Annotated in this window: 18 protein-coding genes; 2 read left to right on the forward strand and 16 right to left on the reverse strand. The window is 40.6% G+C overall.

All coding sequences use genetic code 11. The annotated features are described in order from the left end of the window. Nucleotides 1-2 precede the first annotated feature (2 nt). The 16 genes from EXH44_RS03145 to fadR form a co-directional block, all read right to left on the reverse strand. Nucleotides 3-782, reverse strand: a complete 780-nt coding sequence (locus EXH44_RS03145) for a cell division protein FtsQ/DivIB (protein WP_162856238.1) — start codon at nucleotides 780-782, stop codon at nucleotides 3-5. After that, entirely contained in the window at nucleotides 782-1,693 is a 912-nt protein-coding gene (locus EXH44_RS03150; protein ID WP_108923373.1) for a D-alanine--D-alanine ligase, read from the reverse strand. The genes EXH44_RS03145 and EXH44_RS03150 overlap by 1 nt, the downstream gene beginning before the upstream one ends. 80 nt (nucleotides 1,694-1,773) lie before the next feature. After that, nucleotides 1,774-3,201 carry a UDP-N-acetylmuramate--L-alanine ligase gene (murC, locus tag EXH44_RS03155; protein ID WP_162856239.1) on the reverse strand — a complete coding sequence of 476 codons (1,428 nt, stop codon included), beginning with the start codon at nucleotides 3,199-3,201 and terminating at the stop codon, nucleotides 1,774-1,776. A gap of 125 nt (nucleotides 3,202-3,326) precedes the next feature. Next, nucleotides 3,327-4,382, reverse strand: coding sequence for an undecaprenyldiphospho-muramoylpentapeptide beta-N-acetylglucosaminyltransferase (gene murG / locus EXH44_RS03160; protein ID WP_162856240.1), 1,056 nt, complete (start codon nucleotides 4,380-4,382; stop codon nucleotides 3,327-3,329). Nucleotides 4,383-4,397: 15 nt separating this feature from the next. After that, nucleotides 4,398-5,576: a putative lipid II flippase FtsW gene (gene ftsW, locus EXH44_RS03165; RefSeq protein WP_162856241.1), complete on the reverse strand. Its 1,179-nt coding sequence runs from the start codon at nucleotides 5,574-5,576 to the stop codon at nucleotides 4,398-4,400. Next, entirely contained in the window at nucleotides 5,576-6,877 is a 1,302-nt protein-coding gene (gene murD / locus EXH44_RS03170; protein ID WP_162856242.1) for a UDP-N-acetylmuramoyl-L-alanine--D-glutamate ligase, read from the reverse strand. The genes ftsW and murD overlap by 1 nt, the downstream gene beginning before the upstream one ends. A 143-nt stretch (nucleotides 6,878-7,020) precedes the next feature. Further along, nucleotides 7,021-8,103 carry a phospho-N-acetylmuramoyl-pentapeptide-transferase gene (mraY, locus tag EXH44_RS03175; RefSeq protein WP_111749586.1) on the reverse strand — a complete coding sequence of 361 codons (1,083 nt, stop codon included), beginning with the start codon at nucleotides 8,101-8,103 and terminating at the stop codon, nucleotides 7,021-7,023. 10 nt (nucleotides 8,104-8,113) lie between these two features. Further along, the gene (murF, locus tag EXH44_RS03180) at nucleotides 8,114-9,508 is read right to left on the reverse strand and encodes a UDP-N-acetylmuramoyl-tripeptide--D-alanyl-D-alanine ligase (RefSeq protein ID WP_162856243.1); all 1,395 of its coding nucleotides are present in this window, start codon (nucleotides 9,506-9,508) and stop codon (nucleotides 8,114-8,116) included. Continuing rightward, nucleotides 9,505-9,885 carry a hypothetical protein gene (locus tag EXH44_RS03185; RefSeq protein ID WP_162856244.1) on the reverse strand — a complete coding sequence of 127 codons (381 nt, stop codon included), beginning with the start codon at nucleotides 9,883-9,885 and terminating at the stop codon, nucleotides 9,505-9,507. Before EXH44_RS03185 ends, murF begins: the two co-directional genes overlap by 4 nt. 130 nt (nucleotides 9,886-10,015) lie before the next feature. After that, the gene (locus tag EXH44_RS03190; protein ID WP_162856245.1) at nucleotides 10,016-10,465 is read right to left on the reverse strand and encodes a hypothetical protein; all 450 of its coding nucleotides are present in this window, start codon (nucleotides 10,463-10,465) and stop codon (nucleotides 10,016-10,018) included. 6 nt (nucleotides 10,466-10,471) lie between these two features. Then, nucleotides 10,472-11,962: a UDP-N-acetylmuramoyl-L-alanyl-D-glutamate--2,6-diaminopimelate ligase gene (gene murE, locus EXH44_RS03195; protein ID WP_162856246.1), complete on the reverse strand. Its 1,491-nt coding sequence runs from the start codon at nucleotides 11,960-11,962 to the stop codon at nucleotides 10,472-10,474. 11 nt (nucleotides 11,963-11,973) lie between these two features. After that, nucleotides 11,974-13,986 carry a penicillin-binding transpeptidase domain-containing protein gene (locus tag EXH44_RS03200; RefSeq protein WP_162856247.1) on the reverse strand — a complete coding sequence of 671 codons (2,013 nt, stop codon included), beginning with the start codon at nucleotides 13,984-13,986 and terminating at the stop codon, nucleotides 11,974-11,976. 2 nt (nucleotides 13,987-13,988) lie between these two features. Further along, nucleotides 13,989-14,303 carry a cell division protein FtsL gene (gene ftsL, locus EXH44_RS03205; RefSeq protein WP_162857521.1) on the reverse strand — a complete coding sequence of 105 codons (315 nt, stop codon included), beginning with the start codon at nucleotides 14,301-14,303 and terminating at the stop codon, nucleotides 13,989-13,991. Beyond that, nucleotides 14,300-15,238 carry a 16S rRNA (cytosine(1402)-N(4))-methyltransferase RsmH gene (rsmH, locus tag EXH44_RS03210; RefSeq protein ID WP_162856248.1) on the reverse strand — a complete coding sequence of 313 codons (939 nt, stop codon included), beginning with the start codon at nucleotides 15,236-15,238 and terminating at the stop codon, nucleotides 14,300-14,302. The genes ftsL and rsmH overlap by 4 nt, the downstream gene beginning before the upstream one ends. An 18-nt stretch (nucleotides 15,239-15,256) precedes the next feature. Further along, entirely contained in the window at nucleotides 15,257-15,715 is a 459-nt protein-coding gene (mraZ, locus tag EXH44_RS03215; protein WP_162856249.1) for a division/cell wall cluster transcriptional repressor MraZ, read from the reverse strand. A gap of 175 nt (nucleotides 15,716-15,890) precedes the next feature. Then, the gene (gene fadR / locus EXH44_RS03220) at nucleotides 15,891-16,613 is read right to left on the reverse strand and encodes a fatty acid metabolism transcriptional regulator FadR (RefSeq protein ID WP_162856250.1); all 723 of its coding nucleotides are present in this window, start codon (nucleotides 16,611-16,613) and stop codon (nucleotides 15,891-15,893) included. 167 nt (nucleotides 16,614-16,780) lie between these two features. On the opposite strand from fadR, the gene nhaB reads away from it, so the two are divergent. Both nhaB and dsbB read left to right on the forward strand, forming a co-directional pair. After that, nucleotides 16,781-18,325, forward strand: a complete 1,545-nt coding sequence (gene nhaB / locus EXH44_RS03225; protein ID WP_162856251.1) for a sodium/proton antiporter NhaB — start codon at nucleotides 16,781-16,783, stop codon at nucleotides 18,323-18,325. Between the two features lie 12 nt (nucleotides 18,326-18,337). Then, on the forward strand, nucleotides 18,338-18,880 hold the full coding sequence (dsbB, locus tag EXH44_RS03230) for a disulfide bond formation protein DsbB (protein ID WP_162856252.1): 543 nt from the start codon (nucleotides 18,338-18,340) through the stop codon (nucleotides 18,878-18,880). Nucleotides 18,881-18,884: the final 4 nt, after the last annotated feature.

Genomic DNA, 18,884 nt, shown 5'->3' on the forward strand with positions numbered 1-18,884 from the left:
AATTATTGATTACTAAACCCTACGGATGCGCCATGTTCATAGCGTAAATCGACATAGGACAAACGTTTTCCTTCAGGAATTTCAATTTCAGGGAAAATTGTCACAAAACGATCAATCTTAGGCAACCAATCTCCTCGACCTAATCGAAGCTCTACGCCATTATCAAGACGAATTGTCCAAGACCCTCGATTATCCATGGAAATGGAAGATAACGCTAAATTTCTCGCTTTTAAATCATTTTTTATTTTGTTCCACGCATCTAGAACAACCTTACCTTCTGAATCTGGTCCATATAAAACAGGTAATCCCGTAGGATTAAAACGACCTGAAGGTAAACTAAACACCACTCCTTGTTCTGAAAGATATTCACTATTATTCCACAATGCAACGGGACGATGCTCTAATAATGTGAGGCTGAGTTTATCTGGATAAACTTTTCTCACAACAACATCTTTAATCCAAGAAAGCGATAAAAATTTATCTTTCACTTCTTGAATATCTTGTCCAAAATACCCTTTTAATATGGGTTCTTTTGATAATATTTCTCGAATATCATTATTCGTCGTAAATTGTGTTTTATGTGTCAATGCATAAGAACGAATTGGGGTTTTATCCAAAGCCTGTAGCCAAGTTGTCCAATTCGCATAGACAATATACGCTAAAATTAAACCAACGAATACTAAGGCAGGCTTAAAAAAATTCAACCAATTAATAGGTGCTTTCGGTTTACTCGCTTTTGTGCGTATCACCGACGTTGGTTTCTTACGAAAAACCGCAACCATTACGCACTTAACTCCAATACACGTTCAACTAAACGCTCAAAACTATAACCCACAGTCGCCGCTGATTTCGGGAAAATACTGTGGCTAGTCATACCTGGGCAGGTATTCACTTCCACTAAACGGAAGTTTCCTTCGCCATCTTCCATCACATCAATTCGGCTCCAGCCACGGCATCCAACCACATCATAAGCCTGTTTCACTAATTTAGCGACTTCCGCTTGGCGATCCGCATTTAATGCTGGCACAACATACTGGGTATTGTCTGAAATATATTTTGCGTGGTAGTCATAAAACTCGCCGTCTGGAATAATTTGTACCGCCGGCAACACTTCGCCATCAAGTACTGGCACAGAGTATTCCGCTCCCGCTAAATTTTCTTCTACTAATACGATCGAATCAAATTTTAATGCTTCTTCGATTGCAGGGAGTAACTGTTCTGCAGTTTTCACTTTGCTCACGCCGACACTTGAGCCTTCGCTCGCAGGTTTCACAAACAACGGTAAACCTAATTTTGCAATAATTTCATCGGAATTGACCGCTTGTCCACGGCGTACGACTTCCATTGCCGCCGTTGGTAAACCAACTGCATTCCACAATAATTTAGTGCGGAATTTATCTAACGTAATTGCAGAAGCCATTACGCCACAGCCAGTATAAGGAATACCAAGCTGTTCTAACGCTCCTTGAAGCACGCCATTTTCACCGATACCACCGTGAAGAATATTGAATACACGCTGAATACCTTTTTCTTTCAATTTTTCAATCGGAAATTCTTTTGTATCAATCGCTTCAACGTTATAACCTAAACTCTGTAAGGCTTCAAACACCGATTTGCCAGAATTAAGCGAAACTTCGCGTTCTGCCGAAACGCCACCAAATAACACCGCAATTTTTTCGTTTTTTAAGCTCATTATTTTGTACCTTATCTCTGTTCTACAAGCGGTCACTTATTGCAAAAAATTTGCAAAATCTGACCGCTTGTTAAATATTATTATGCTTTCCAACTTTCTGCTAAATCACGCGAAAGCTTGCTCACATTACCCGCACCTTGTGCCAAAATTAAATCACCGTCTTGGATAATTTGATCTAACACTTCACCAAGTTGTGAAGTATCTGACACTAAAATCGGATCCACCTTACCTAGTGTGCGAATTGAACGGCATAGGTCTTTACTCTCTGCGCCCACAATTGGTGCCTCGCCTGCGGCATACACATTGAGCATAATCAATGCATCTACTTGCGATAATACTTTAACGAAATCATCAAATAAATCACGGGTACGAGAATAACGGTGCGGCTGGAATACCATCACCACACGTTTATTTTCCCAGCCTTGGCGAGCTGCTTTAATCGTTACATCGACTTCGGTTGGGTGATGGCCGTAGTCATCAACTAACATCACTTTACCATTTGGACGAATAAACGAACCCAACTGGTCAAAACGACGACCTGCACCTTGGAAATCCGCAAGAGCAGCTAAAATCGCTTCATTCGCAATGCCTTCTTCTTTCGCAACCGCTAATGCAGCCGTTGCATTCAGTGCATTGTGTCTACCCGGTACGTTTAATAAGACCTCAATACGCTCACCTGTTGGACAAACCACCGTGTAATGCCCTTGGAAACCGGTTTGTTGATAATCTTCAATACGGTAATCGGCTTTTTCGCTAAAACCATAGCTAATCACTTGGCGACCAACTTTCGGGGCAATTTCCATCACCGTTTCATCATCAGCACACATTACCGCTAAACCATAGAAAGGCAGGTTGCGTAAGAAACGCACATAGGTCTCTTTCATTTTCTCGAAATCGCCACCGTAGGTATCCATATGGTCTGGCTCAATGTTAGTCACAACAGACACCATCGGTTGTAAATGTAAAAATGATGCATCACTTTCATCGGCTTCCGCAATTAAGTAACGGCTCGCGCCTAAATGAGCATTTTTACCCGCTGATTTCACTAAACCACCATTTACGAAGGTTGGATCAAGTTTTGCTTCGGTATAAATCATTGAAATCATTGCTGTTGTAGTGGTTTTACCGTGCGTACCTGCAATTGCAATACCGTGACGGAAACGCATAATTTCCGCTAACATTTGTGCACGTTGAATCACAGGAATACGCGCTTCTTTTGCAGCCGCAACTTCTGGGTTACTTTCATCAATCGCACTCGAAGCAACAACTACGCTTGCACCTTCAATATTTTCTGCTTTATGTCCGATAAAAACTTTTGCACCTGCTTTTGCTAAACGTTGCGTGACTGCACCATCAGCAATATCCGAGCCTGAAATTTGATAGCCTTCATTTAATAATACTTCAGCAATCCCAGACATACCTGCACCGCCAATCCCAATAAAGTGGATTTGGTTTACACGACGCATTTCAGGGACTAATTTTTTAACTTTATCTTGGAAATTTTTCATTCATTTTCCTTTTTTATTCGTAGGGGTGGGGTTTATCCCCACCCGTTCACATTTTATTCTATATCGGGCGGGGATAAACCCCGCCCCTACAATCAAATTTAATTGCGTTTTTACAAGAGAAAATATTACAAACTATTTTCTACAATCACTTCCGCCACACGTTTTGCGGCTAATGGTGTGGCTTTTGCTCTTGCTTTGATCGCCATTTCCGTGAGTTTTTGACGGTCGGCAATTAAAGGCTCTAATGCTTTTAATAAACTTTCAGGGGTAAAATCCTGTTGTTCAATAATCACTGCCGCACCTGCTTGTGCAAGGTATTCTGCATTTAAAAATTGCTGACGGTCTTTATGCTGAAACGGCACAAAAATCGCAGGTAATCCTGCTGCAGCAATTTCACATACGGTTAAAGCTCCCGAACGGCAAATTACCAAATCTGCCCATTCATAAGCGGCTTTCATATCATCGATAAATTCGCTTGCAGTACCGTTGCCTGTGGCTTGATAAACTTCTTCCACCCCGGCTAATTTGCCTTTACCGACTTGATGACTAATAAATACGTTTTGTCCTAAAACTTTCGCCACTTCTGGCACCGTTTTATTGATTACCAATGCGCCCTGACTGCCACCCATCACTAAAATATTGATCGGGTAGCCCTTTTCTGCAAAACGTTGTTCTGGCAGAGCAATTTGAAATAGATCTTGGCGAACAGGATTTCCCACCACTTCCGCATTTGGAAAAGCTGTTGGAAATGCTTGCAAAGTACGGCGAGCAATTTTAGAGAGCCATACATTAGTTAAACCTGCCACCGCATTTTGTTCGTGCAAAATCACAGGCACGCCACATAATTTTGCCGCAATACCGCCCGGTCCAGACACATAACCGCCCATTCCGAGTACAGCATCAGGCTTGTACGCTTTAATAATTTTTTTCGCTTGAAGTACTGCTCTTAAGATCGCAAAAGGGGCAGTAAGTAATGCTTTAATCCCTTTGCCCTTTAATCCTGAAATTTGGATAAACTCAATCGGAATACCGTGTTTTGGCACTAAATCCGCTTCCATTCGATCTTTAGTTCCTAACCAACGGATTTCCCAGCCCTGCTGTTGTAATTCTTTTGCCACAGCAATCGCAGGGAAAACATGCCCCCCGGTTCCACCAGCCATCACCAATAATTTTTTTGTCATTTTTTATCCTAAATATTAATCATCATTTAAGTGAGCATGCCCAATTCGCTCAAGACGATTCTCGTGATCTATTCTCAATAACACCGCAATAGCTATTGCCATAATTACGAGACTCGATCCACCATAGCTCACTAATGGAAAAGTTAAACCTTTGGTTGGTAATAAACCAGATGCTACACCTAAATTTACGAATCCTTGTAAGAAAATCCAAACACCAATACCAAAAGCAAAGAACCCTTTAAATTTTTCTTCTAAAATAAGAGATTCACGGCTAATTTTTAATGCCCTTGCCGTTAAAGCGACTAACAGTAACACAATCACGACTATCCCTAATAGTCCAAATTCTTCCGCAACGACAGCCATCACAAAGTCGGTATGTGCCTCTGGCAAATATTCTAGCTTCTGAACAGAGTTGCCTAAGCCTCGTCCAAACCATTCACCTTGACCAAACGCCATTTGAGAATTGGATAATTGGAATCCATCTCCATAAGCATCCGCAAAGGGATCCATAAACGAGGTTACACGTTTTAAACGATAGGGGGAACTTAAAATCAAAGCACCGAAAACAACAACAGCAGAGACACCTAATAAAATAAACTGTAGGACTTTGGCTCCCATGATAAAAAGCATAGCAAACGTTAATACAAAAAGTACAACCGTACTTCCCAAATCTGGCTGAAATAATAACAATCCACTAAATAGCATCAAAATTAACATGGGGCGAATAAAGCTCATACTTTTTTGTCTCATTTCATCAAACTTTCTTACATAAAAGCTTGCAAAATAACAAATTACAGCAAGTTTCGCTAATTCAGCGGGCTGAAAATTAATTGGGCCAATAGGAATCCAACGTGTTGCCCCATTAACATTTTTACCAATAAATAGAGTGACTATGAGTAAGATTAATGCAGAAACAAAGAACCAAACATTATACTTCTCCCAGCTTTTGCTTGGTATCTGAACAAAGAAAGCACATGCTAACATCGCCGCAATCACATAAAAGCCATCACGAATAGCAAAATGAAAAGGATCATCAAATAATCGGGTACTGACTGGAATAGACGCAGATGTCACCATGACAAATCCAATCATTAATAAACCGATAAATAGCCAAATTAACGTTCTATCGTATAATGAATTTTGTGGCGTCAATACAGTCCATTTTTGCCATTCATTCTTCAATGTTTCAAGCATCAAGCACTTACCCCTTGAGCCAACGCCGCAAACTGTTTGCCACGCTCTTCAAAATTTTTAAACTGATCTAAACTTGCACAAGCTGGTGAAAGTAGCACCATATCGCCTGCTTTTAATCTTAAACGAATTTGTGCGACAGCTTGTGTCATTGTTTCCACTAAAACACTATTTTGAGTTAACGCGGCAAGTTCCGCCCCATCTTTTCCGAAGCAGTAACACACTGTATTTGGTTGATTAATAAAAGGTTTTAACTCAGAAAAATCAGCATCTTTTCCATCACCGCCCAATAACAGATAAAGCGTTCCTTCGACTTGTAAACCATTTAATGCTGCGACAGTACTGCCGACATTCGTTGCTTTTGAGTCGTTAATCCAACGCACGCCATCATTCGTCGGCACTAACTGGAAACGGTGATCTAATCCTGAATAGCTTTGTAGAGCTTTCACGATACCCGAACGATCAACGCCAGCCGCTTCCGCCAATGCCATTGACGCTAAGGCATTCATCACATTGTGGCGACCAGTGATTTTCAGCTCATTAATCGCAATGACAGCTTCATCGCCTGAATAAAGTTCGCCATTACAAGCGGTATATTCCGCATCTTTTTCTGCAAATTTTTTCAAAGATCCGACCGCTTGTTCGGGGAAGGTTTGCGGATCTTCGCCATTCACAATCACATTTTCCGCATTGTGATAAATTTTTAATTTTGCTTGGCGGTAATCTTCAATGCTATCGTAGCGATCCATGTGATCTTCACTGATATTCAAAATGGTTGCCGCTTTTGCTTTTAAAGAATAGGTCGTTTCAAGTTGGAAACTCGATAACTCCAACACATAAAGTTCGTAATCGCCTTTCAATAAACTCAATGCCGGCACGCCGATATTGCCGCCCATTCCAACTTTAACTCCAGCTTGTTTTGCCATTTCAGTCGTCAAAGTCGTTACGGTACTTTTACCGTTCGATCCTGTAATCGCAATAATCGGTGCTTTCGCTTCTCGACAGAACAATTCAATATCGCCAACCACTTCTACACCGGCTTGAATAGCTTGCTGAATTTCAGGCGTTGCTAAGGCAAGCCCCGGGCTAATCACAATTAAATCGGAACTTAATAACCACTCAAGGTTTAAACTGCCTGTATGTAGTGGAATGTCCTTCGATAATTTATCTGCCCCAGCCGGATTTGCACGGGTATCAATCACTCGCACTTGAGCCTGTTTGTCCGCAAAAAATTCGACACAAGATAAGCCTGTTGTGCCTAAGCCGATGATTGTGATGGTTTTGCCTTGATATTGATTTTGCATTTTGTTGGTCTCTTAAATTTTATTGATCTTATATTGCAAATTCGTAGGGGCGGGGTTTATCCCCGCCCGTAAAAATATCCATCGCATTCGGGTGGGGATAAACCCCACCCCTACGAAAATTCTGATATTTTGTGTAGATTTCCTTAACGTAACTTCAACGTTACCAATCCAATTAACACCAACATTAAGGTAATAATCCAGAAACGCACGATAACGCGTGGCTCCGGCCAGCCTTTAAGTTCAAAATGGTGGTGAATTGGTGCCATACGGAAAATACGTTTTTGGCGAAGTTTGTACGAGCCGACTTGTAAAATAACCGATAAGGCTTCAACCACAAATACACCGCCCATCACCACCAATAACAATTCTTGGCGAACTAACACGGCAATTACACCCAACGCACCGCCGAGTGACAATGAACCAACGTCACCCATAAAGACTTGTGCAGGGTAGGTGTTAAACCATAAGAAACCTAAACCTGCTCCAACAATCGCCGTACATAAAATCACTAATTCACCGCTATATTTGATATAAGGAATGTGCAAATATTGTGCAAAATTATAGTTACCCGTTGCCCACGCAATTAACGCAAATGCTCCTGCTACCATAATAATCGGCACAATTGCCAAGCCGTCTAAGCCGTCGGTTAAATTCACTGCATTACTGGTGCCGACAATCACAAAATAGGTGAGAACAATATAGAATAAGCCAAGCTGTGGCATCACATCTTTAAAGAAAGGAACAACTAACTGGGTAGCAGCGGTATCTTTACCAATCGCATACATACCAAACGCAGATACTAAGGCAATCACCGATAACCAAAAATATTTCCAACGGGCAATCAAGCCATCGGTATTTTTACGGGCGATTTTCCAATAATCATCAACAAAACCGACAACCCCATAACCAAATAGGATAAACAGCACAAACCAGACATAAGGGTTACGCAGATCCGCCCATAACAACGTACTTACACCGATAGCGAATAAAATCATAATACCGCCCATCGTTGGTGTACCCCGTTTTTTGTAGTGGCTTTCAGGACCATCGTGGCGAACTTCCTGTCCGAATTTGAGAATTTGTAAACGGCGAATGACCGTCGGTCCAATCCATAAGCCGATAATTAACGCGGTCAATAACGCCATAATAGAACGGAAAGTAATGTACGACACCACGTTAAACGCGGTGTTGTATTGCACCAGATATTCAGCGAGCCACACTAACATAAGCTAATCCTTAAAAAGAAACATCAAAAGAACGACATAAGGAAGCAATTACTTCTTCCATTTTTTGGCTGCGAGAGCCTTTTGCTAATAATACAAGCGGTTGGTTTTGTTCGATTTTTTGCAAAATAATCGGAAGCAAAAACGTCGCCATTGCGGTTTTGTCATTAAAGTGGTGAGCTGAATTACCGCTAATCACCTCACTCTCTTTGCCGAAGCTGACCACTAAATCTAACTTCGCCTGTTTAACGAAATCGGCAACTTCTTGGTGGCAAGCTGGGCTGTCTTTACCAAGCTCCGCCATATCGCCCACCACAAAAATGCGGAAAGCCGGATACTGTTTTAACACAGATACCGCAGATTTCATTGAGTCCACGTTTGCATTATAACTGTCATCAATAAACAGTACATTGTCTTTAATTTCAATCGGATACAAACGCCCTTTAACCGCTGAACGCTGTTCTAATCCAGCTTTAACCGCCGTTAAATCCGCTCCGACTGCCATTGCGAGTGCCGTTGCCGCTAACGCATTACTTACATTATGTGCGCCCAAATAAGGCAGGTTGGTCTCAATTTCGCCCTGTGGGGTATGTAAAGTAAAGCGTGAACCATTGAGATGTAACTCAACATTTTCCGCCCAAAAATCTGCATAACTGTCTTTATCTTCGCCTGTATAACAGAAAGATTGCAACTCGTGATCGCCAATCTCTTTCTGCCATTCAGGGTAGTAATGGGCTAAATTGACAATCGCTTTACCGCCCACTTTCAAACCACGATAAATCTCGCCTTTGGCTTGAGCCACACCAGCCAATGAACCAAAGCCTTCAAGGTGAGCGGACGCCACATTGTTCACTAAACAAGCATCAGGTTGTGCAATTTCAGTGGTATAAGCTATCTCTCCAATATGGTTAGCCCCAAGTTCCACCACGGCAAATTTATGCTCAGGAGTTAAACGTAATAGGGTCAATGGCACACCTAAATCGTTGTTTAAATTACCAAAGGTATAAAGTACTTGATCTTCACAAGCGGTTACTTTTTGCAAAATTTTTGCCGTCATCTCTTTAACGGTAGTTTTACCCGATGACCCTGTCATTGCCACGGTTTTAGGGTTAATTTCTGCTTTCAGCCATTTTGCCAACTGTCCTAACGCCAAGCGAGTATCTTCCACAATAATTTGTGGTATATTCACCGCCAATTCACGCTCAACGACTAACGCCACACAGCCTTGTTCAATCGCTTTTGCCACATAATCGTGAGCATCAAATTTTTCGCCTTTTAATGCAAAAAATAAGCCTTTTTCCACCGCTTGACGGGTGTCTGTACTGATGTTTTCAACAATAATCTCGCCACTACCGAGTAGTTTACCCTTTAGGATTTGGGCGAGTTGTTGGGTGCTTTGTTTTATCATTTTAGTTTATATCCCTCATCAATTATTGCCTTTCCATTTAGCTCATAATAATGGTTAGCAAATAATTCGACTCTTTGCCCTTTTTTCAATATCAATTTTTCTGGAAATTCTACATTTGCATTAACCAATTTTCCTTGTGGAAAATATTCACAACGATCAAAAAAGCTAGCAGTACTCCCTATTATAATTCCCTCTAGATGAGCCGAATACCAAGTATATTTAGACCTGTTATTATTTAGGTCGATTTCTGTACCTTCGTGCTCTTCTAACTTCGTATCCTCTAATAATTCAACGATGACCGAAGAACAGGAGTGACTTTTCAGTATAGAACAGCCGGTGAGTAAACATAGCAAACAGACTGATAACAGCAATTTCATAAGTTTTTCCTGACTATTCAATATAAGATAGACACTGATTGCCTTATCTCGCCACTACCGAGTAGTTTACCCTTTAGAGTTTGGGCGAGTTGTTGGGTGGTTTGTTGTATCATTTATTATCTTATTTTTATTAACCCACCATACTAGATATGGTTCGGTAGAAATTAAAGGCATAGTTCATGCCGTAGGTCATTACCATCATAATAGCGACGATGTTAATGACGAAAAAGAACATCACCACTTTAGCATTACCTTCTTGCCAAAATAACTTCACCGTTTGCCAAAAACTCAGCGGTGTGTTGACTTCTATATTCTGCAATTCTTGTAAAGCTTTTAATGCTTTCTTAGCAAATGAGGCGATATTCACCGCCATAGCGCTGATTGCAATAAAGAGTGATCCTAAAGAAAACAACACCATGCCTACTTTTTCAAGGCTCCAATTTGGATTCTCTAATTCAGGCAATCCAAAAAACGCCAAAGAAAGAAAAAGTACCGTTGGAGTAAGATTCCTTAAAAATCCTAAATAATCGTCACCTAATTTAAAAATAAAGGCAGTAATCGTAATTCTTTGTTTATTCATCGATCCCTATCCAAGAAATTTTTTCGCCCACTCTTGATCCGAAAAATGATATTTCTTCGTGCCTATAATTTGGTAATCTTCATGCCCTTTACCGGCAATTAAAATCACATCTTTTGGCTCGGCTTGGGCGATCGCTTGTTCAATAGCATATTGGCGAATATGCATAGACTGTACCGCTTTTGGTTTGCGGAAACCTTTCATAATATCGTTAAAAATCACATCAGGATCTTCGGTACGTGGGTTGTCATCCGTTACAATTACTTTATCCGCTAACTGTTCGGCAATACGTGCCATTAATGGACGTTTACCTGTATCACGGTCACCGCCGCAACCAAAGACACACCATAACTCGCCTTCACAATGCAAACGCGCGGCATCTAAGGCTTTTTCTAAGGCATCAGGGGTATGAGCATAATCAACAATCACCATCGGGCTTTCTTCCGCATTTTCTTCGCTGATTAAACACTCCATACGTCCACATACACCGTTTAACAGCGGTGCGGTTTCGACTAATTTTTGCAAATCGTAGCCCAACGCCAATAAACCAGCGAAAGCGGTTAATAAGTTGCTGACATTAAACGCCCCGATTAAACGGCTTTTAATTTCGCCGTTACCCCAGCTACTTTCAAATTCGATAGTCGCACCTTGTAAGGTAAATTGTACCGCTTTGGCTTTGACCCAACGGGTTTGTTGTGGTTGGAACTGGCTGTCGGTACTCACAGCAACAGCCTCAGGTAATTTTGCCAGCCATTCACGCCCGATTTCATCATCAGCATTAATCACTTGTTGTTTTGATGAAAGCTCGCCAAATAAGCGATATTTTGCCAGAGCGTACTCTTCCATTGTGTTGTGATAATCAAGGTGATCACGGCTTAAGTTAGTGAAAATCGCCAAGTCAAAAGCAAGAGCTTCGGCACGATATTGAGCCAAGCCGTGAGAAGAGACTTCCATTGCACAGAAATCCGCCCCTAATTCGACAAAGTTCGCAAGGTTACGTTGAATTTCAACGGCAGAACCTGTGGTATTTACCGCTTCTTGCACTTGCCCATATAGTCCGTTGCCAATAGTGCCCATCACCGCAGATTTACCGCCAAGCAAGTTTCGCCATTGCGCAAAAAGCTGTGCGGTAGTGGTTTTGCCGTTAGTGCCTGTAATACCCACAAGGGTTAATTTTTCTGATGGATTGCCATAGAAGGCACCAGCAATCGCCGAAAGTTGTTTCGGTAAATTTGGTACTTCCAGTACACAAGCGGTCGAATTTGCAAATTTTTCTGCAAATCTCACCGCTTGAACGTCATCGTCCGCTTCAGCTAAAACTAAAGAAGCACCTTGTTCAATCGCTTTTTCAATAAATTGACGACCATCGACTTGGTGTCCTTTTAAGGCAACAAATAGATCGCCGTTTTCAACCTGACGGCTGTCCAAGGTCATTTTGTTTAAAGTTTTTAATTCTGCCCAGCTTTCAAGTGCCGGAAAAAATGAAAGTAAACGTTTCATACTATAATCACTTAATGAGTTTCTGAAAGATTATCCGGTTTAATGTTATACGCTTTTAGTGCATAGCCCATAATACTGGAGAATAATGGCGCAGATACTGCACCACCGTAATAATTGCCTGCTTTAGGTTCGTTGAGCAACACCACTAACGCAAAGCGTGGATTACTTGCAGGCGCAATACCTGCGGTGTAAGCTAAATGTTTTTTAACGTATTGCCCTTTTTCCAACTTACGGGCTGTACCTGTTTTTACAGCCACACGGTAGCCATCAACCATTGCTCGTTGTCCGCCTTCGCCTTTTTGCGCAACGCTTTCCATCATCTTCACGACATCACGTGTTATCTTTTCCGGTAATACTCGATCCCCTAGCACCGGCGGATCGACTTTCGTAATAGAAAGAGGACGGTAAACCCCAAAACTTCCTAAAGTTGCATAAGCTCGGGCTAATTGTAGCGGTGTTACGCTTAAACCATAACCATATGCTATGGCCGCACGCTCAATATCCGCCCAACGTTTACGATCCCCGTTTGTACCACGCTGCTCGCCAAGTCCTAATCCTGTATCTTTACCAAAGCCTACTTTGCTGTAAGTATCGACTAACGCCGTACTTGGCATTCTCAGTGCTAAGCGGCTTACCCCTACGTTACTGGATTTTTGTAAAATCCCGGTAAGTGAAAGGCTTTCTCGTGGCGAAACATCTTTAATTGTATGACCATTAGCAACAAATGGGCGTGTATTAATGATTTCGCCACGATAAGTTGCCCCATTTTGTAATGCAGTGAGTACAACTAAAGGTTTTACCGTAGAACCTGGTTCGAAAGTATCGGTAATCACACGATTTCGCATTAACTCAGGCTTAAATGTATCCCGCTTATTAGGATTAAACGAGGGTGCATTTGCCATTGCAAGCACTTCGCCTGTTTGAACATCAACTAAAACAGCGGTTCCCGATTCCGCTTTGTTTTCGATTACCGCTTTTTTAATTTCACGATAAACCATTGATTGAAGTTCTTCATCAATGCTCAACATTACATCTTGCGGATCATATTTTTTCTCATCGCGAATATGTTCAATCACATTACCACGAGCATCTTTACGAATAACCTGTTTACCGTTTTTACCCACTAATAAGCTATCAAAACTACGTTCAAGACCTTCTGTGCCTTGCTTATCATCGACATCCGTAAAACCGACTAATTGTGAAACTTCTTCTGCTAAAGGATAAACACGACGGGATTCTACCTTAAGTACTAACCCATCAATTTTAAGTTCTTTAGAATAGTCCGCTACCACTTCGGATTCATGGCGTGAGAGATATAAAAAGCGTTGGCTTGATGATGAATACATTTTATCCATCATATCGTTGTACTTCATACCAAGTGCTTTCGATAGCTCTTGCATTTTTTGACGTTCTAGCTGGCTATATTCATTCTCTAAACGTAAAAAAGCTGATTCAGGATTATTTCTAACACGCTGAATTAATTGGTTATAGTCTAATCCAGTTGATCTTGCTAATAACGTCCAGTAATCTTCACTTTTACTGTTTAAAATCGCTCTCGCATCATATTTTTGTTCTTTATTTTGAGGCTTTGTTTTGATGAAATTATTCACACTTGCCTCAATTTTACTTGCCGATGTTTCCATATCCACCGCTAAGGCACGCCACTGTGCTTTATTACGACGAAGTTTCGTATCAAAATATTCTTTAGGGTCGATAGTGATCGAATACATCGGCACACTAATAGAGAGCACTCGCCCATTACGATCGAGAATTTTTCCACGAGTAAACGGCAGTTCTTTGGTTCTTAATGAGCGATCATTGGCTTCTTTAATCAATCTCTCTGAATCAAGCACTTGTAGAGAAAAACTTTTCCAAACTAATGCGATAGCTAAAATAGCTAACAAAGCATAAGCCAAGGTAAAACGCCAAGGCAAAAAACTCGATTGATTATCACCTTTCGAATTATCTTGTTCTTGAACAATTTCTTCCTTTTTTTTCGGTTTGAATTTAACGGATTTTTTCATTATTACTCTACTAAAATAACTTCTTGCTCTTTTTTAACAGGCTGTAAACCAAATTTTTCTGCTACTGCCTCAACTCGAGATTTCTGACTACGTGAATTTTCCTCTAACTGCAAATGAATATATTGGCTTTCTAATTTTTGATGTTTTTGAACAAGAGAGCCCTGCTCTGCAATTAATAACCGTGTTTGATGTGTAATCCAAATAGTAGCAATTGCACTCATAATAACGCCAAGTAGTAATAACAAAGCGACTTTATTGTGGCTGGTTAAATCATCTAAAATCACTTGACGTAGAGGATAGCGTTCACTCGACATTATCTTTTCTCCGCAACTCTTAACACCGCACTGCGTGAGCGTGGATTAGCTTCAATCTCTGCTTCACTTGGCATAATCGCTTTGCCAACGGTTTTTAAAGGAATATTCTTATTTAACTCACTTTCTAAAATCGGCAGACCTTTCGGCACGGCTTCGCCTTTGCTCTGTTTACGCATAAATTGCTTCACCATTCTATCTTCTAACGAATGGAAGCTGATAATAGACAAACGCCCTTCAGGTGCCAGTACAGTTAAGGCTGAATTTAACGCTTTTTCTAATTCATCTAATTCACTATTAATGTAAATGCGAATTGCCTGAAAAGAACGAGTTGCAGGGTGTTTATGTTTATCTTTAAAGGGTACCGCATCCGCAATAATTTGGGCGAGCTGCAAGGTACGGGAAATTTTTTCATTTGCAGATTTATTGTAAGAAACCACCGCTTGTGCAATACGCTTGGCAAAACGCTCTTCGCCAAACTCTTTCAACACCCAAGCGAGATCATCAACAGACACCTGTGCTAACCATTCCATTGCAGATAAGCCTTTGGTGGTGTCCATTCGCATATCCAATGGTCCATCACGCATAAAACTAAAGCCACGCTCTGCTTCGTCAAGTTGTGGGGAAGATACGCCAAGATCGAGTAAGATACCGTCAATTTTGCCGACTAAATGAAGTTCATCACAAATATCCGGAATTGATGAGAAAGTACTATGAACAATTTGGAAACGAGGATCCGTGATGGTATTCGCTTCTGCAATCGCACGCGGATCGCGGTCAATCGCAATCAATCTACCCTGTTCCCCCAATTTGCTTAGAATAAGACGTGAATGCCCACCACGCCCAAAAGTACCATCAATGTAGATACCGTTGGGTTTAATGGCTAAACCATCAACTGCTTCGTGCAATAACACAGTAATATGTTTGGGTGAGTCACTCATTGTATGATCCACTGTCGTTTATAAAGAAAGATTTTTTAACGCATCGCAACTCAGCATTTCTTCCGAACTGCCAATGGCAAGATCTTCATGAATTTGTTGCTGCCATTGCTGATCTTGCCAAATTTCAAATTTATTTAATTGTCCAACAAGCATGATTTGTTGTTCTAATTGCGCATGTTGGCGTAAAGTCGGGCTAAGTAAAATTCTGCCTGAGGAATCCATTTCACACTCTGTCGCAAAGCCTAACATCACTCGCTGAATACGGCGTTGCATAGGATCAAAATTCGACAGAGCCAATAATTTTTGCTCTACTAATTCCCACTCATGTAATGGGTAAAGTAATAAACATGGCTGGCGAATATCCACAGTACAAACAAGTGAGCCGTGATGACGCTCCAAAAGCTCAGCACGATAACGGGTCGGAATTGCCATCCGCCCTTTGCTATCAATGCTAATTGAACTTGCACCACGAAACATTTCTATTTTCTCGCCATTGTTTACAGAGTATCTAATATAGAAAAAGTTCCACAAAACACCACTTTTTCCCACTTTAATCTGAGAATTTTATAATTTTAGGAGGTGATGGGCAAGCTTTATATGAAAAAAAGAAAGGCATCCAGGATGCCTTTTAAATTTAGAAAGGAAAAATAAATTACTCTCCAAAATTGGAGGGAAGATTTTTTAGCATTAGAGCCCAGATTTCAGTACTACGTTGACGACTCATGGCTAAACATTCTACCGCTTTTTGAGCATCATTAGTTTCACAAGCGGTACGAAGAGCCTGATAAAATGCAAAGCTTAGTTGACGTGAATTCGGGTTAGAGAAAAAGAGTGATGCCGTTTTCAAATAGAGATCTTTAAAACTATTCAATATGAGTCCATAGACGGGTTTATTCGCAATAAAGGTAAAATCATGATAAAGCTTATAATCAAACTCCGCATAAGCTTGTGCGTTATCTTGCAGTTGATCTAAATCCTTTAAAAGCAAGGTAGATGCTTGATGATCTGTCTTAATTGCCTCTGGAATAAAATATTCCCCCATCCTCGTTCTCAAGGAAACGACATTGGAGATAATGGTAGGTGTAATTGATGTATCTAAGCTAATTAGCGTATGAATAATATTCGGACCAGCGGTTTCCCAGATATTATTAACTCTTGTTGGTTTACCATGCTGAATACTGACCCACCCATCACGAGCAAGCCGTTGTAAGACTTCCCTAAGCGTTGTTCTTGTCACACCGATAATATCCGCTAGCTCACGTTCAGCAGGGAGATCAGAACCCGCAGGGAAATGATGGCTCCAAATACTTTTTACGATATATTCTTCAGCAAGGGCTGCTGGACTCTGGGCTTTTAAAATGTTTGATTGATTCATTGATTTATCTCAAAAAATGAAGAAATACTTCAAATAAATAATAAAAAGTGTGATTTACTTATCAGAAATGATATTACCTTCCACATTAAGGACTCTTTAGGTATTATCGTTTAATCCAAACTAGATTACAATCCACAATCATTTTTTCCTTACTTAAGTTTAGTATTATGAATAATATTGATGCTTTTTATAAAAATTTCCTAGGTAATGCGCCTGAATGGTATAAGGTTTGCATTGTTGCGTTTTTAATTATTAATCCGCTACTTTACTTTTTCATCAGTCCTTTCGTTGCAGGTTGGGCTTTAGTTGCGGAATTTATTTTTACCTTAGCAATGGCGCTAAAGTGCTACCCACTCCAACCAGGTGGTCTATTAGCAATTGAGGCAGTAGCTATTGGAATGACAAGTGCTGGACATATAAAAAAAGAAATTTTAGCGAATTTTGAAGTTGTTTTACTGTTGATCTTTATGGTGGCAGGCATTTACTTTATGAAACGCTTGTTACTTTATGCGTTCACTAAACTACTGATTTCTATTCATTCTAAAAAAATACTTGCACTCACATTCTGTTTAAGTGCTGCATTTCTCTCTGCGTTCCTTGATGCTTTAACAGTCATTGCGGTAATTATTAGCGTTGGAATGGGTTTCTATAAAGTTTACCATAAGGTCGCATCAGGCGGACTTTTAGATGATGATGAGTCCGATGATGCTTCCAATGATAAATTAATTACGAACAAACAAATTTTGGAACAGTTCCGTGGTTTCTTACGTAGCTTATTGATGCACGCAGGTGTGGGAAGTGCGTTAGGCGGCGTGATGACAATGGTGGGTGAACCGCAAAACTTAATCATTGCGGCTCAAGCTGGTTGGGGATTTGGTGAATTTTTCTTACGTGTAGCTCCAATTAGTATCATCGTACTGATATCAGGCGTTGCGACTTGCTACCTTGTAGAAAAATACAAACTATTTGGCTATGGCGACCGCTTGCCACGTAAGGTTTGGGTTGTGTTAGCACATTATAACTTGCGTAAAGAGCAAGAGATGACAAAACAAGACAGAATGAAATTAGTCATTCAAGCGATAACAGGGGTTTGGTTGATTATCGGCTTAGCTCTCCACTTAGCGGATGTTGGCTTAATCGGTTTATCTGTCATTATTCTCTGTACCGCATTTTGTGGTGTCACTGATGAACACGCCTTAGGACGTTCTTTCCAAGAATCGCTACCATTTACTGCGTTGCTTGTGGTTTTCTTCTCTATCGTTGCCGTGATTGTAGATTTGAAACTCTTTGATCCAATTATTCAGTTTGTTCTATCCGCTGAACCAAGTTCTCAGTTAGCCTTGTTCTATACATTCAATGGCTTACTTTCAACGATTTCGGATAATGTTTTCGTAGGCACCGTTTATATCAATGAAGCCAAATCTGCTTTTGAAGCAGGAATCATTAGTCGTGAACAATTTGACTTAATTGCTGTCGCAATTAATACAGGAACAAACTTGCCATCTGTTGCCACGCCAAATGGTCAAGCGGCATTTTTATTCCTATTAACATCAGCAATTGCCCCATTAATTCGATTATCCTATGGACGAATGGTTTATATGGCATTACCATATACTATCGTTCTGTCTGGCGTTGGATTCTTAGCATTGGAATTCTTACTACCGCCACTAACCGAATTAATGACAAATTGGGGATGGTTAGTCACCCGCTAATTAAGGAACATTATGTTTAATTATTTCAAAGAGCTTTCTCTTAGCCGTAGTGCTTGGCTGTTATTAACAACGAGTTGTGCGGCACTTGAAGCGACAGCTCTTTATTTCCAACATGGCATGGGATTAAATCCTTGTGTAATGTGTATTTACGAACGTTTAGCATTATTTGCTATTCTCATTGCTGGCGTTATTGGTATGCTTGCCCCCCGTAATGCCTTAGTTCGCTGGATTGCATTGCTTTTAGGACTTTTTGGCTCAATCAAAGGATTAAATTTAGCCTTGAAGCATACGGATTATCAACTTAATCCAGCCCCTTGGAATCAATGTTCACCTTTTGTTGAATTTCCTGAAACATTGCCATTAAACAAATGGTTTCCAAATGTATTTGAAGCAACAGCAGGTGGAGATTGTGCCAAAATTGTTTGGAAATTCTTCGATTTATCGATGCCACAGTGGCTTATTGCTATTTTTGCTGTTTATCTGGTGATTTTTGTATTGATTATATTAAGTCAGTTCAAACGTAGCCGTAAAACAAACCGCAACTTATTTCGCTAAAGGA

It is taken from the genome of Actinobacillus indolicus, assembly GCF_004519515.1.
Classification (GTDB): Bacteria; Pseudomonadota; Gammaproteobacteria; order Enterobacterales; family Pasteurellaceae; genus Glaesserella; species Glaesserella indolica_A.

Excerpts from the sequence above, each read along its gene's own strand:
- EXH44_RS03145 (WP_162856238.1), bottom strand. The coding sequence starts at position 782 with ATGGTTGCGGTTTTTCGTAAGAAACCAACGTCGGTGATACGCACAAAA.
- EXH44_RS03150 (WP_108923373.1), bottom strand. The coding sequence starts at position 1,693 with ATGAGCTTAAAAAACGAAAAAATTGCGGTGTTATTTGGTGGCGTTTCG.
- murC (WP_162856239.1), bottom strand. The coding sequence starts at position 3,201 with ATGAAAAATTTCCAAGATAAAGTTAAAAAATTAGTCCCTGAAATGCGT.
- murG (WP_162856240.1), bottom strand. The coding sequence starts at position 4,382 with ATGACAAAAAAATTATTGGTGATGGCTGGTGGAACCGGGGGGCATGTT.
- ftsW (WP_162856241.1), bottom strand. The coding sequence starts at position 5,576 with ATGCTTGAAACATTGAAGAATGAATGGCAAAAATGGACTGTATTGACG.
- murD (WP_162856242.1), bottom strand. The coding sequence starts at position 6,877 with ATGCAAAATCAATATCAAGGCAAAACCATCACAATCATCGGCTTAGGC.
- mraY (WP_111749586.1), bottom strand. The coding sequence starts at position 8,103 with ATGTTAGTGTGGCTCGCTGAATATCTGGTGCAATACAACACCGCGTTT.
- murF (WP_162856243.1), bottom strand. The coding sequence starts at position 9,508 with ATGATAAAACAAAGCACCCAACAACTCGCCCAAATCCTAAAGGGTAAA.
- EXH44_RS03185 (WP_162856244.1), bottom strand. The coding sequence starts at position 9,885 with ATGAAATTGCTGTTATCAGTCTGTTTGCTATGTTTACTCACCGGCTGT.
- EXH44_RS03190 (WP_162856245.1), bottom strand. The coding sequence starts at position 10,465 with ATGAATAAACAAAGAATTACGATTACTGCCTTTATTTTTAAATTAGGT.
- murE (WP_162856246.1), bottom strand. The coding sequence starts at position 11,962 with ATGAAACGTTTACTTTCATTTTTTCCGGCACTTGAAAGCTGGGCAGAA.
- EXH44_RS03200 (WP_162856247.1), bottom strand. The coding sequence starts at position 13,986 with ATGAAAAAATCCGTTAAATTCAAACCGAAAAAAAAGGAAGAAATTGTT.
- rsmH (WP_162856248.1), bottom strand. The coding sequence starts at position 15,238 with ATGAGTGACTCACCCAAACATATTACTGTGTTATTGCACGAAGCAGTT.
- mraZ (WP_162856249.1), bottom strand. The coding sequence starts at position 15,715 with ATGTTTCGTGGTGCAAGTTCAATTAGCATTGATAGCAAAGGGCGGATG.
- fadR (WP_162856250.1), bottom strand. The coding sequence starts at position 16,613 with ATGAATCAATCAAACATTTTAAAAGCCCAGAGTCCAGCAGCCCTTGCT.
- nhaB (WP_162856251.1), top strand. The coding sequence starts at position 16,781 with ATGAATAATATTGATGCTTTTTATAAAAATTTCCTAGGTAATGCGCCT.
- dsbB (WP_162856252.1), top strand. The coding sequence starts at position 18,338 with ATGTTTAATTATTTCAAAGAGCTTTCTCTTAGCCGTAGTGCTTGGCTG.